The sequence below is a fragment of the Achromobacter sp. 1014246743 genome (assembly GCF_059760725.1).
Genome location: NZ_JCBANA010000019.1, coordinates 1 through 12,589 on the forward strand (window position 1 = coordinate 1; position 12,589 = coordinate 12,589).

12 protein-coding genes and 1 tRNA gene are annotated in these 12,589 nt (G+C 65.2%); 10 read left to right on the forward strand and 3 right to left on the reverse strand.

From position 1 onward, the window contains the following. Positions 1-139: 139 nt before the first annotated feature. Positions 140-1,093, reverse strand: a complete 954-nt coding sequence (locus AC6LJ2_RS10165) for an MBL fold metallo-hydrolase (protein ID WP_263909670.1) — start codon at positions 1,091-1,093, stop codon at positions 140-142. Positions 1,094-1,353: 260 nt separating this feature from the next. Then, positions 1,354-2,181: a bifunctional DNA-formamidopyrimidine glycosylase/DNA-(apurinic or apyrimidinic site) lyase gene (mutM, locus tag AC6LJ2_RS10170; RefSeq protein WP_263909672.1), complete on the reverse strand. Its 828-nt coding sequence runs from the start codon at positions 2,179-2,181 to the stop codon at positions 1,354-1,356. On the opposite strand from mutM, the gene AC6LJ2_RS10175 reads away from it, so the two are divergent. Both AC6LJ2_RS10175 and lolB read left to right on the forward strand, forming a co-directional pair. Continuing rightward, the gene (locus tag AC6LJ2_RS10175) at positions 2,180-4,066 is read left to right on the forward strand and encodes a tetratricopeptide repeat protein (protein ID WP_498151304.1); all 1,887 of its coding nucleotides are present in this window, start codon (positions 2,180-2,182) and stop codon (positions 4,064-4,066) included. The two genes, mutM and AC6LJ2_RS10175, sit on opposite strands and share 2 nt — an antisense overlap. Next, a complete protein-coding gene (lolB, locus tag AC6LJ2_RS10180; RefSeq protein ID WP_498151305.1) occupies positions 4,063-4,665 on the forward strand; it encodes a lipoprotein insertase outer membrane protein LolB in 603 nt (200 codons plus the stop codon). Before AC6LJ2_RS10175 ends, lolB begins: the two co-directional genes overlap by 4 nt. A gap of 86 nt (positions 4,666-4,751) precedes the next feature. Here the strand turns inward: lolB and AC6LJ2_RS10185 are convergent, their stop codons facing one another. After that, complete coding sequence (locus tag AC6LJ2_RS10185) at positions 4,752-4,976, reverse strand: hypothetical protein (protein WP_498151334.1); 225 nt, start codon at positions 4,974-4,976, stop codon at positions 4,752-4,754. On the opposite strand from AC6LJ2_RS10185, the gene AC6LJ2_RS10190 reads away from it, so the two are divergent. From AC6LJ2_RS10190 to ychF, 8 genes are all read left to right on the forward strand, one after another. Beyond that, positions 4,918-6,516: a methyl-accepting chemotaxis protein gene (locus AC6LJ2_RS10190; RefSeq protein WP_498151306.1), complete on the forward strand. Its 1,599-nt coding sequence runs from the start codon at positions 4,918-4,920 to the stop codon at positions 6,514-6,516. The genes AC6LJ2_RS10185 and AC6LJ2_RS10190 overlap by 59 nt on opposite strands. Before the next feature lie 68 nt (positions 6,517-6,584). Then, positions 6,585-7,502: a 4-(cytidine 5'-diphospho)-2-C-methyl-D-erythritol kinase gene (gene ispE / locus AC6LJ2_RS10195; RefSeq protein ID WP_263909679.1), complete on the forward strand. Its 918-nt coding sequence runs from the start codon at positions 6,585-6,587 to the stop codon at positions 7,500-7,502. A gap of 1 nt (position 7,503) precedes the next feature. After that, positions 7,504-7,580: transfer RNA gene (locus tag AC6LJ2_RS10200), tRNA-Gln, on the forward strand. Positions 7,581-7,712: 132 nt separating this feature from the next. Beyond that, complete coding sequence (locus AC6LJ2_RS10205) at positions 7,713-8,663, forward strand: ribose-phosphate pyrophosphokinase (RefSeq protein WP_006227587.1); 951 nt, start codon at positions 7,713-7,715, stop codon at positions 8,661-8,663. 147 nt (positions 8,664-8,810) lie between these two features. After that, on the forward strand, positions 8,811-9,431 hold the full coding sequence (locus AC6LJ2_RS10210) for a 50S ribosomal protein L25/general stress protein Ctc (RefSeq protein WP_263909681.1): 621 nt from the start codon (positions 8,811-8,813) through the stop codon (positions 9,429-9,431). Positions 9,432-9,528: 97 nt separating this feature from the next. Beyond that, complete coding sequence (gene pth / locus AC6LJ2_RS10215) at positions 9,529-10,125, forward strand: aminoacyl-tRNA hydrolase (RefSeq protein WP_263909683.1); 597 nt, start codon at positions 9,529-9,531, stop codon at positions 10,123-10,125. Continuing rightward, complete coding sequence (locus AC6LJ2_RS10220) at positions 10,125-10,904, forward strand: CPBP family glutamic-type intramembrane protease (RefSeq protein WP_498151307.1); 780 nt, start codon at positions 10,125-10,127, stop codon at positions 10,902-10,904. The genes pth and AC6LJ2_RS10220 overlap by 1 nt, the downstream gene beginning before the upstream one ends. A gap of 141 nt (positions 10,905-11,045) precedes the next feature. After that, the gene (ychF, locus tag AC6LJ2_RS10225; protein ID WP_263909687.1) at positions 11,046-12,137 is read left to right on the forward strand and encodes a redox-regulated ATPase YchF; all 1,092 of its coding nucleotides are present in this window, start codon (positions 11,046-11,048) and stop codon (positions 12,135-12,137) included. Positions 12,138-12,589 lie beyond the last annotated feature (452 nt).

A 12,589-nucleotide genomic window follows, 5' to 3' on the forward strand; every position in this document is an offset into this window, starting at 1 on the left:
AAAATAATTGGTCAATTAAAAGAACATATGTTACTGTTGTTTTTGTTAAGGCAAAAGCCGGCATACGATATGACCCAACAGGTCTCGTGGGTTCGGGGATGGGTATAAGAGACAGCCGCCAACCCGCCCCGATTCGGGATCAGCCCTCGAGCTGGGCCCACATTTCCAGGTCGCGCTTGTCGGTCCAGATGCGCGGATGGACGTGGCCGGTGGCTTCGTCGTAGGCGCGCGACACGTCAAACGGCATGCAGTGGTCGAAGATGACCCAGTCGCTGTAGCGCGGCTTCATGAAGTCGTAGACCTCGCGGTAGATCGTCTTCAAGTCCTTGCCTTCGGCCACGCCGCGGTTCACGGCGCCGTACAGGTCGGTCAGGAATGCGCGGGTGCCGGCCAGGCCCTGGCGCACTTCGGTGGCGTTCTTCAGGGCCGGGCCACGGCCGGGCACCATCTTTTCGGCTTCAAAGCCCGACAGCGCGTCCAGTGTGCTGGGCCAATCGCGGAAGTAGGCGTCGCCGCAGTAGGGCGTGGACTGGTATTCGACCAGGTCGCCCGCGAACAGGATCTTTTGTTCGGGCAGCCAGGCAATGGTGTCGCCCTTGGTGTGGCCGCGGCCCACCTGCAGCAGCTTGACTTCCAGGTTGCCCAGGTTGACGGTCATTTCGCCCTTGAAGGTCATCGTGGGCCAGACCAGGCCGGGCGGAATCGATTCGGCATTGCGGAACAGGCGCGGGAAACGGCCGATTTCGCTGGCCTTGTCCTGCTCGCCGCGTTCGGCGATGAGGTCGTAGGTGTCGCGGCTGGCCAGGATTTCCTGGGCGTCGTAGGCCGACGCGCCGAACACGCGCACGGCGTGGTAGTGCGACAGCAGGATGTACTTGATGGGCTTGTCGGTGACTTCGCGGATGCGGCGGATGACGTCCTGCGCCATGACCGGCGTGGCCTGGGTGTCGACCACCATGACCGCCTCGTCGCCGATGATCACGCCCGTGTTCGGGTCGCCTTCGGCCGTGTAGGCATAGGCGTTGTCGGACAGTTTTTCAAACGAGACGACCTTGTCGGACAGGTCGGCGTGCGAGGCGAATTGCTTGCTCATGACTGGCTCCTTCCACTTTTATAGGAATAGGGTGTGTGGAAGGAATATAGCGTGGCGTTAGTGCTTATGCAATACGTTTGCTATTGACTAATGGTCTGGTTTTTTCAGGGATTACACCAGGGTGGCAGGCCCGAGCGCCCACGGCAAACCGGGCCGCATGGCGGCCCGCAGGGGGAATCGTCAGGGGGAACTTTCGGGTCGGGGGCGGCTCTGACCGCCAGCCTGCACGTCTGGCCTGGCCGCGGGCCAGGCCAGAGGCGCTAGGTTTTCTGGCACTTCGGGCAGTAATAGGTCGCGCGCTGGCCCTGGACGATGCGACGGATCGGGGTGCCGCACACCTTGCAGGGCTGGCCTTCGCGTTCGTAGACCGCGGCGTGGATCTCGAAGTAGGCGCCCGGTTCGCCGCTGGCGCCGACGTAGTCGCGCAGCGTGCTGCCGCCCGAGGTCAGGGCGTCGGCCAGGGTGGCGCGCACCATGTCCGCCAGGCGGTCGCAGCGGGCGGCCGACAATTTATTGGCCGGGGTCTTGGGATTGATGCGGGCCCGGAACAGGCTTTCAGAGGCGTAGATATTGCCCACGCCCACGACCGCCATGCCAGCAAGCAGCACCTGCTTGACCGCCGCGCCGTGCCGCTTGAAGTGCCGGTGCAGCCAGGCGCCGTCAAAGCGCGGGTCGAAGGGTTCGATGCCCAGCTTGGCCAGCAGCGGGTGGTTTTCGATGGGGCCGTCGGCGTCGGGGTGCCACAGCACCGCGCCGAACCGGCGGGGATCGTGCAGGCGCAGGACCGCCTGGTCGAAGATCCATTCGACGTGGTCGTGCTTGCGCAGGAACTCACCCGGCGCCGTGCTCCGCAGCGAGCCGGACATGCCCAGGTGCACGATCTGGGTGCCGTGGTCAAAGCGCAGCAGCAGGTATTTGCCCCGGCGGCCGCATTCCAGCACGGTCCGGCCGCCCAGCAGGTCGGGCAGATCGGCGGGGATGGGCCAGCGCATCCGGGATTCATGGACGACCAGCCGCGAGAGGGTCCGGCCGGTGATGACGGCGTCTATTCCCCGACGCGTGGTTTCGACTTCAGGCAGTTCCGGCATGAGCCAGTGTAAGATCATCAATTGCGTGTACGAAGATTGTGCCATCAACCGGACGGGCCGCGTGAAGTCGTCTTTCAAACAAATGAATATCGGGTTTGCCACGCTGGCGCTCGCGTTGGCCGCCATCCTGGCCCCTCAGGCCCAGGCCGCCGACAGCCGGACGCGCGACGCGACCGGCCCGCGCATGGCGCCCCAGAGCCGTCAACCTGAAACCGAGGTCATCCGCCTGCGCCCGGGGCAATTGCCCTATGTGTCGCTCACGGCCGACATCTTCTATCGCGTCCTGGCGTCCGAAATCGCCGCCCAGCGCGGCATGTACGGCACCGCCGCCAACACCATGGTCGGCCTGGCTCGCGATACCGGCGATCCCCGCCTGGCGCGCCGCGGCCTGGAATTCCAGCTGGCCGGCGGCAACCTGCCGGGCGCGCTGGACGCGGCCCGTGTCTGGGCCCGCCTGTCGCCCAACGACCTCGAAGCCAGCTCCACCGAACTGGCGCTGGCCGCGGCCAATGGCCAGACCAAGGGTCTGTCGCAGGCGCTGCGCAATCGCATCGATGCCTCGCGCGACAAGCCGGCTGCCATCGGCCAGGCCCTGGCCGTGCTCAGCCGCCTGAACGACCGCCGCCTGGCGCTGCGCATCCTTGACGAATCCCTCAGCGATAGCGTGCGCAAGCTGCCCGCTGCGCATCTGGCGCTGGCCGACGTGGCGTCCGCGTCCGGCGACAACCAGCGCGCTTCCCAGGAAGCCCGCGCCGCGCTGGCCGCCGACCCCAAGTCCGAAGCGGCCGCCCAACGCGTGCTCGAATACGGCGCCAAGGTCGATCCCCAGCGTGCCCAGGCCGACGCCCGCGCCTATATCAGCCGCAATCCCAATGCCCGCAAGGTGCGCCTGATGCTGGCCGGCCAAATGGCCGATGCCGGCGATTACGCCGGCGCCCTGGCCGAATTGCAGGCCAGGGCGCGCCGTTCGCCCGAAGACTTCGATCTGCTCTTCATGCAGGCCCAACTGGCCTACAAGGCCGGCCAGTTGCCGCAGGCCAAGGCCTTCCTGCAGCAGTACCTGGATGTCCAGAACCAGCGCCAGCGCGCCATCGTGCCGGGTGCCACCGACGCCGGCGCCGCCGCGGCCGACGCCCACGTGCTGTTGTCGCGCATCGCCGAAGACCAGGGCCAGTACGACGAAGCCATCGCCGAACTCGGCCGCATCGACGACCCGTCGCTGCGGTTCTCGGCCAGCATGCGCCAGGCCGTCCTGCGAGCCAAGTCCGGCCGGGTCGACGACGCCATCAAGATGGTCGATACCGCCTCGCCTCAAGATGAGGAAGAGCGCACGCTCGGCATTTTGACCAAGGCCCAGATCCTGCGCGATGCCGACCGCATCGGCCAGGCCGTGTCCACGCTGGAAGCCGCTGACCAGGCCCTGCCCGACACCGTCGAAATCAAATACGAACTGGCCATGCTGTACGAGCGCCAGGACCGTCTGGCCGACCTGGAGCGCATGCTGCGCCAGGTCATTGCGCTGGATCCGGACCACGCCCACGCCTACAACGCGCTGGGCTACACGCTGGCCGACCACAACCAGCGCCTGCCCGAAGCGCTGGACCTCATCACCCAGGCGCTGGAACTCTCGCCCAACGATCCGTTCATCCTGGACAGCATGGGCTGGGTCAAATTCCGCATGGGCGACCAGATCGCGGCGGCCGACTACCTGCGCCGCGCCTACAGTGTGCGCCCCGAGGCCGATATCGCCGCCCACCTGGCCGAGGTCCTGTGGGCCCAAGGCAAGCGCGACCAGGCCACCGACCTGCTGCGCGCCGCCCTGCTGAAAGCCCCCAAGAACAAGACTGTGCTCGACGTCGTCAAGCGCCTCGGGGTCAGCCTGTGACGGCAGGGGTACGCCGCTTGTACGACGGCGCGGCCGCGTTGCGCTGGGCGCTGCTGGCCCTGCTGGCCTTCGTGCTGGCGGCCTGCACCACCACGCCCAAGCCCATCGAAGGCACGTCCGCCGACGCGTTTTCCCGCATCGGGCGGTTTGCCATCACGGTCAACGAAGAAGGCGGCAAGCAAAATGCCGTGCAGGGTGGGTTTTCCTGGTCGGACGACGGCCGTCGTTACGTGCTTGACCTGACCAACCCATTGGGGTCGACCGAAGCCCGCGTCGAGGGCCAGCCCGGCGCCGCCAGCCTGACCAAGGCCGACGGCACCCGCCTGGTGGCCGACAATCCCGACGCCCTGGCCGAAGACGCCCTGGGCAGCAGCATGCCGGTTTCCGGCCTGCGCGATTGGCTGCGCGGCAAGCTGCCGGGTCATCCCGAAGCCACCGACGTTTCCAACGACGAACTCGGCCGCCCCGTGGCCTTCGAGCAGGGCGGTTGGCGGGCCAACCTGTCACGCTACGACACCCTGGGACCGCGCATGCTGGTCCTGGAACGGCAAGAACCCGGCCGCCGCATCACGGTGCGGCTGGTCGTCAACCAGCCCTGATCTTTCCCTGATTTGCCTGGCCCGATGGCCGCTGCGCCCCTTGTTTCAATCCCGGGGCGCCGCGGCCATCGGCGTTAACACGTCCGTCATTTTTCAATCGGGCAAATAAACGCGGCAAAATCCGTTGTGTTACGGCTTGAAATATCTTGTTTAGCCTGAATAATTCTCCCGAGACCCGCGCGCGCGACCAGCCTGCGCGGCTTGCAAGACCGGCGGCCGCGGATCGCGCCGCCGATTTTTTGGAGAATGGCTATGTTCAGGAACACACGAATCGCGACGATGCTTTTGGGGATCATCGCGATCTTTTTCACTTTCCAGCTGCTTGTCGGCGGCATGGGCTTCATCGCCCTGCGCCAGACCAATCAGGACGTCGGCCAGCTCTATCGCCTTTCTTCGCAGCAGGTCAACGCCGTCAATTCGGCGGCGCTGTCGCTGGTGGCGGCCCGTACCGACCTGAGCCGCTACGCCACCCGGGTGGCCCAGGGCAATTCCAGCGACACCACCGCGCTGCGACTGGCGCGCCAGCGCATCGCCGCGGGTGACCGTGCGTTCCAGGGCTTCTCGGGCGGCCTGTCGGCCGACGAGCGAACCGCCTCCAAGGACCTGATCGAAGCCTACGGCAACCTCAGCGCCAACTTGCAGAACGTGGGCAAGGTGCTCGAGGCGGGCGACATGGATGCCTATTTCAAGCAGGGCACGCAGCAGGTGCAGGAACTGCTGGTGTCCGAGCGCGACGCCTTCATGCGCCGTGCCGAGGAAACCGGGCAGGGCGTCATGGACGAGATCTCGCTGTTCCACAGCGTGTTCACCTACCTGCTGGGCGGCATCCTGGCCCTGGGGCTGGCGATGGCCATCGGCGCGCACGTGCTGATCCGCCGCATGATCGTGCGCCCGCTGCTGGAAGCCGGCGAGGTCTTCCGCCGTATCGCCGAAGGCGACCTGACGCGCCGCGTGGCCGATCGTGGCCGCAACGAAATCGGTGCGTTGTTGAACGCGTTGCGTGCCATGCAGGACAGCCTGGTGCGCACGGTGTCCACCGTGCGCCGTGGCGTGGATGAAATCAACGTCGGCGCGCGCGAGATCTCGTCGGGCAACACCGACCTGTCCAGCCGCACCGAAGAGCAGGCGGCCTCGCTCGAGGAAACCGCCGCCAGCATGGAAGAATTGGCGTCCACGGTGAAGCAGAACGCCGACACCGCGCGCGAGGCCAACCGCATGGTCGCGGCGTCAGCCGCGGTGGCGCAGCGCGGCGGCGATGCCGTGTCCAGCGTGGTGGAAACCATGCGCGCCATCTCGGGCAGCTCGACGCGCATTTCCGACATCGTGGGCGTGATCGACGGCATCGCGTTCCAGACCAACATCCTGGCGCTGAACGCCGCGGTGGAAGCCGCGCGTGCCGGCGAGCAAGGCAAGGGCTTTGCCGTGGTCGCCAGCGAAGTGCGCACGCTGGCCCAGCGCAGCGCCGCCGCCGCCAAGGAAATCAAGCAGCTCATCGAAGATTCGGCGCAGAAAGTCGGCGTCGGTTCGGCGCAGGTGGAAACCGCTGGCGCCACCATGCGCGAGATCGTCGATTCCGTGCAGCGCGTGACCAGCCTGATGGGCGAGATTTCCGCGGCCTCGGAAGAGCAGGCCAGCGGCATCGACCAGGTCAATCGCGCGGTCACGCAGATGGATGGCGTGACGCAGCAGAACGCCGCCTTGGTCGAGCAGGCCGCTGCCGCCGCAGGCGCACTGGAAGAGCAGGCGCGCCAGTTGGCCAGCGCCGTGGCCGTCTTCAAGTTGCCGGAAGGGCAGGTCATCGAGGCGCCCGCCGAACGCCTGGCCGGCCGGGCCGCGCCGCAGATCGCCTGATCCTTGGCCACGTCCGGTCGCGCGCGGGTCGTTAAAATCGGCGCCTGCTTCCCTTTTTACGATCCGCCGTGACTCTCTACGACGTTCCCGCGCCCGCCAAGCTGAACCTGTTCCTGCACGTGGTGGGCCGTCGCCCAGACGGCTACCACCTGCTGCAGACCGCGTTCCGTTTCATCGACCTGTGCGACACGCTGCATTTCGAGGTGCGCGCCGATGGCGTCATCAGCCGCGCCACGGACCTGCCCGGCGTGTCCGAGGCCGACGACCTGACCCTGCGCGCCGCCCGCGCCTTGCAGCAGGCCACCGGCACGCGCCAGGGCGCCCAGATCGCGCTGGAAAAGCGTATTCCGCAGGGGGGCGGGCTGGGCGGCGGGTCCAGCGATGCGGCCACCGTGCTGATCGCGTTGAACCGGCTGTGGGGCACGGGCCTGACCCGGCGCCAGTTGATGGACCTGGCCCTGCCGCTGGGCGCGGACGTGCCGGTATTCGTGTTTGGCCAATCGGCTTTCGCCGAGGGCGTGGGTGAAAAACTGACCGCGCTGGACCTGCCCGAGCGCGCCTATCTGGTGGCCCAGCCGGACGCGAGCGTGCCGACTGTTGGAATTTTTTCCGCACCCGATTTGACAAGAGATTCTTCTTACATCACAATAGCGGACTTTCTTGCTTCGCCTACTTTCTGCTTCGGCAGGAACGACTTGGAGCCGGTAGTCTTCCGTCTTTATCCTGAAGTTTTCAGGGCATCGCGGTGGCTGAGTGAACAGGATGCCCTGAAGTCTCGTGGAATCCCAGTTCGCATGTCGGGATCTGGCGCGTGTTTATACGCCGAGTTTTCCGAACTTCCGGAGGCCGTTTTGGCGAAAACGGAAATTACCGCTACAATGCGCGGCGCTGTTAAAACAAACAGCACAACGCATCCACGGTTTCGGTTAGTGCAGGCTTGTCCTGGGTTGACTGAACATCCGTTGCGGAATTGGATTGCAAGATAGTTGGGGAGTCGCCAAGCTGGTTAAGGCACCGGATTTTGATTCCGGCATGCGAAGGTTCGAATCCTTCCTCCCCAGCCAACCGAATACATAAAAAAGCTGTTGAACACGCCTGTAAGACACTGGCCCGGGTTCAGCAGCTTTTTTATTTTCCGGTCCGCAGGTTCTCGCATCACCTCGTCAGTGTCTTAAACGACCATCGCATCATCCATCATGGCAAACGATAGCTTCATGATCTTCACGGGCACGGCCAACACTCGGCTGGCCGTGGACGTAGTCAACCACCTCGATATGTCCCTGGGCAAGATGACCGTCGGTCGCTTCTCCGACGGCGAGGTGATGGTCGAAATCAACGAGAACGTGCGTGGCAAGGACGTCTTCGTCCTGCAGCCTACCTGTGCGCCTACCAATGACAACCTGATGGAAATCATGGTCATGGTCGATGCCCTGCGCCGCGCTTCGGCCGGCCGCATCACCGCCGCGATTCCCTATTTCGGCTATGCCCGCCAGGATCGCCGCCCGCGTTCGGCGCGCGTGGCCATCTCGGCCAAGGTCGTGGCCAACATGCTGCAAGTGGCTGGCGTCGACCGCGTCCTGACGATGGACCTGCACGCCGACCAGATCCAGGGCTTCTTCGACATCCCCGTGGACAACATCTACGCCGGTCCGATCTTGCTGGGCGACATCTGGCGCCGCAATTTCTCGAATCTGGTCGTGGTGTCTCCCGACATCGGCGGCGTGGTTCGCGCCCGTGCGCTGGCCAAGCAGCTGGAAGCCGACCTGGCCATCATCGACAAGCGTCGTCCGCGCGCCAACGTGTCGGAAGTGATGAACATCATCGGTGAAGTCGACGGCCGCACCTGCATCATCATGGACGACATGGTCGACACCGCCGGCACGCTGTGCAAGGCGGCCCAGGCCCTGAAAGACCGCGGCGCCGGCGCCGTCTACGCCTACTGCACGCACCCCGTGCTGTCGGGCGGCGCCATCGACCGCATCGAAGCGTCGGAACTGGACGAACTGGTCGTCACCGACACCATTCCGCTCTCCGAGCAAGGCCAGGCCAGCGGCAAGATCCGCCAGCTGTCGTGCGCCGCGCTGCTGGGCGAGACCATCCTGCGTATCTCGAACGCCGAATCGGTCAGCTCGCTGTTCGTCGACTGACGCCTGGCGTCGGTCGGGCCTTCAGCCCACCCCCGTTTTTTTGTGTCTTGCTGGTCGCGGCAAGGCACAAGCAACACGGCGCACCTGTTGTGCGCCGTGCTTTAACCGGCGAAGCCTCTTCGCTATTTTTTGTTTTTGGAGTTTTCCATGAAATTCATCGCCACTGCGCGTAGCGTCCAGGGTTCGAGTGCGAGCCGCCGCCTGCGCCGCGCGGGCCGCGTTCCCGCCATTGTCTATGGTGGTACGGCTGCCCCTCTGAACATCGAACTCGACCACAACGAGATCTACCACGCGCTGCGCAAGGAAGAATTCCACGCATCGATCCTGCAAATGCAGCTCGAAGGCGCCAAGGAAGAACAAGTTCTGCTGCGTTCGGTTCAATGGCACGCCTACAAGCCGCAAGTCCTGCACGTGGACTTCCAGCGCGTGGACGCCAACCAAGCCCTGCGCACCAAGGTGCCGCTGCACTTCGTCAACGCTGAAATCTCGCCGGCCGTGAAGCTGTCGGGCGCCATCATCAGCCACGTGACGACCGAACTGGAAGTGACCTGCCTGCCGGCAGCGCTGCCCCAGTTCATCGAAGTCGACCTGACCAACATCCTGGCCGGCGCTTCGATCCACCTGGCCGACATCAAGCTGCCGATGGGCGTGACCTACGTCCCGCACGGTGGCGAAGACAACCCGCTGCTGGCCGCTGCAGTCGTCAAGGGCGGCGCTGCCGCTGACGACGCTGCCGACGACGCCGCTCCGGCTGCTCCCGCCGCCTGAGGCCTGCCGGAAAGCTTCGGCTTTCCTGCGGCTTTGTGCCCGAAACCCTGCGTGTGCATTTGCATGCGCAGGGTTTTTTGGTTTAAACACCCCCATCATGTCTACTCCCATACGCCTCATCGTGGGATTGGGTAACCCCGGTCCCGACTACGAAACCACCCGGCACAACGCCGGCTTCTGGCTGGCCGACCACCTGGCGGACGACCTGCGCACTTCTTTTGCGCTCGAGAAATCGTTTTTCGGCATGGTGGCCAAGGCCCGCCTGGGGGCCGACAACGTGCTGCTGCTCAAGCCCAACACCTACATGAACCGGTCTGGTCAGGCGGTCGGGGCGCTGGCGCGCTTCTACAAGCTGACGCCCGAGCACGTGCTGGTGCTGCACGACGAACTGGACCTGATGCCGGGCCAAGTCAAGCTCAAGCAGGGCGGCGGCCACGCCGGCCACAACGGCCTGAAAGACATCCAGGCCGCGCTGGGCAGCCCGAATTTCTGGCGCCTGCGCATCGGCATCGGCCATCCGCGCACGCTGAATCTTGCGCAGCAGGTGGCCGACTTCGTGCTGCATCCGCCGCGCCGCGAAGAGCAAAAGGAAATCGAAGCCGTCATCGACCGCTGCCGCGCCGTGGTGCCGGCCATGCTGGCCGGGGATTTCGCGCTGGCCACGCGCCAGTTGCACAGCGGCAACGACGCCTGATGCACCCCAGCCCCGGCGCCGTGTCCGTCCGCAAACCGCGCTTTCGCACCGAGTTGGTGGATTTCTGGCGCTTCGTGCGCCGGCCGCATCCCCTGCGGCGCCTGCCCGGGCGCACCGCCGCGATCGGCTGGGTGTCGGACTGGTGGCCGGGTGTCGGCCCCGGGCGCATTCTCGCCTGGGCCAGCGTGCTGTGGCTGGTCAACCTGCTCGTGCTGGGGCCGCTGGCGGTCGCCGCGGCCGGGGCGGGCGGGGTGACCCATCGGCTGGACCCGGCCAACATTCCCTGGCTCACCGCCATCATCTGGGCGCCCCTGGTCGAGGAAATGCTGTTTCGCTATGGCCTGCGCCGCCCCAGGCAGGCGCTGTGGTTCTGCCCCGCGCTGCTGCCCGTGGTCCTGTACGGCCCGCGTATCTGGACCGGCCTGCTGCTGGCCGCCTTCGTGCTGCTGGCGTGCTGGGCGCTGCGACCCAAGGCCGAACCGCTCCGGGGCTGGAACACCGCCTGGCGGCGGCATTACCTGAAGCACTTCGGCTGGGTGTTCCATCTGGTGGCGCTGACGTTCGCCGCCGTGCACCTGACCAACTTCGTCTTCAGGGACACCCCTTACTGGCTGCTGCCGCTGCTGGTGCTGCCGCAGTGGCTGACCGGCCTGGTGCTGGGCTGGATCCGCGTACGCCGCGGCATCGGCGCCGCGATCGCGCTGCACGCCACCTTCAACGCTGGCCCCATTTTGTTGATCTGGGCGGTGATGCGGTGGCTGCCCGCCGCCGCGCAGTAGCAAAGCCGAGTCGCCGGCCAGGCCGCCTGCGCGGCCTTCTTGGGTCGCCGACCCGCGCCGGCCGGGCGCCTGCCTTGCCGTAACCCCTGGCGGGGTAAACTAGAACGTTAACGCTCAATACCGTACTTACACAGGATTCCCATGGCTCTGCAATGCGGCATCGTCGGCCTGCCCAACGTTGGCAAATCGACACTCTTCAACGCTCTGACCCGCGCCGGCATCGCCGCCGAGAACTACCCGTTCTGCACCATCGAGCCCAACGTGGGCGTCGTCGAGGTGCCGGATCCGCGCCTGCAGAAGCTGGCCGAGATCGTCAAGCCCGAGCGCATCCTGTCCGCCACGGTCGAATTCGTGGACATCGCCGGCCTGGTGGCCGGCGCCAGCAAGGGCGAAGGCCTGGGCAACCAGTTCCTCTCGCACATCCGCGAAACCGACGCCATCGTCAACGTGGTGCGCTGCTTCGAAGATCCCAACGTGATCCACGTGGCCGGCAAGGTCGACCCCATCGCCGACATCGAAGTCATCGAAACCGAGCTGGCCCTGGCCGACCTGCAGACCGCCGAAAAGGCCCTGCTGCGCCACCAGAAGACCGCCCGTTCCGGCGACAAGGAATCGCAACGCATCGTGGCCGTGCTGGAAAAGTGCGTGGCCCAGTTGAATGAAGCCAAGCCCATTCGTGCGCTGGACCTGACCCCCGAAGAGCAGGCCGACATCGCCCAGCTGTGCTTCATCACCGCCAAGCGCGCGATGTACGTGGGCAACGTGGCCGACGACGGCTTCACCAACAACCCGCTGCTGGACCGCCTGACCGAATTCGCCGCCGCCCGCAACGCGCCCGTCGTGGCCATTTGCGCCGCGATCGAATCGGAAATCGTCGACCTGGACGACGCCGACCGCCAGGCCTTCCTGTCCGACATGGGCATGGAAGAACCCGGCCTGAACCGCCTGATCCGTGCCGCCTTCAAGCTGCTGGGCCTGCAAACGTACTTCACCGCCGGCGTGAAGGAAGTGCGCGCCTGGACCGTCGCCATCGGCGCCACCGCGCCGCAAGCGGCGGGTGTGATTCACACCGACTTCGAACGCGGCTTCATTCGTGCGCAGACCATCGCGTATGAAGACTACATCGCCTACAAGGGCGAGCAGGGCGCCAAGGAAGCGGGCAAGATGCGGGCTGAAGGCAAGGAATACATCGTGCAGGATGGCGATGTGATGAATTTCTTGTTTAACGTTTAAGCCGTTTTATCGATTTCACGGCATCTCGTGAAACTCGGTGAAATGATGGGTGCCAGGGAACCGCGTTTTTGCGCGGTTTCCTGGTTTCTGGGGGGAGGTTTGTGCCCCCTCGCCCCAATGCTGCCTGTGTTGCACGTGGGTCAGTTCGGTGTCAGAGACCTTGCGCTGTGCGGGGCTTTGTTCCCTGGTGCTCTTTCCAGATGGATGATGGCTTTCGATTTTCTTGTAAGAAAAGTCACGCGCAGTACATTGGCAGTACATGCCAATCTGAGACCTATATGCCGCGCCGTAAGGACGAGACTCTCTCTATACGTACATCTTCCGAGATTAAACATCTCCTGCAACTTGCTGCCGAACGCGAGCGGCGGTCCGTTGCCTCGATGGTCGAAGTACTAGTGCTGCAATATGCCGAACTGCATAAATTGATGCCCGATGAGCCAAGTCTGTCTCCG

Excerpts from the sequence above, each read along its gene's own strand:
- mutM (WP_263909672.1), bottom strand. The coding sequence starts at position 2,181 with ATGCCGGAACTGCCTGAAGTCGAAACCACGCGTCGGGGAATAGACGCC.
- AC6LJ2_RS10205 (WP_006227587.1), top strand. The coding sequence starts at position 7,713 with ATGGCAAACGATAGCTTCATGATCTTCACGGGCACGGCCAACACTCGG.
- ychF (WP_263909687.1), top strand. The coding sequence starts at position 11,046 with ATGGCTCTGCAATGCGGCATCGTCGGCCTGCCCAACGTTGGCAAATCG.
- AC6LJ2_RS10175 (WP_498151304.1), top strand. The coding sequence starts at position 2,180 with ATGAGCCAGTGTAAGATCATCAATTGCGTGTACGAAGATTGTGCCATC.
- pth (WP_263909683.1), top strand. The coding sequence starts at position 9,529 with ATGTCTACTCCCATACGCCTCATCGTGGGATTGGGTAACCCCGGTCCC.
- AC6LJ2_RS10220 (WP_498151307.1), top strand. The coding sequence starts at position 10,125 with ATGCACCCCAGCCCCGGCGCCGTGTCCGTCCGCAAACCGCGCTTTCGC.
- AC6LJ2_RS10190 (WP_498151306.1), top strand. The coding sequence starts at position 4,918 with ATGTTCAGGAACACACGAATCGCGACGATGCTTTTGGGGATCATCGCG.
- AC6LJ2_RS10210 (WP_263909681.1), top strand. The coding sequence starts at position 8,811 with ATGAAATTCATCGCCACTGCGCGTAGCGTCCAGGGTTCGAGTGCGAGC.
- AC6LJ2_RS10165 (WP_263909670.1), bottom strand. The coding sequence starts at position 1,093 with ATGAGCAAGCAATTCGCCTCGCACGCCGACCTGTCCGACAAGGTCGTC.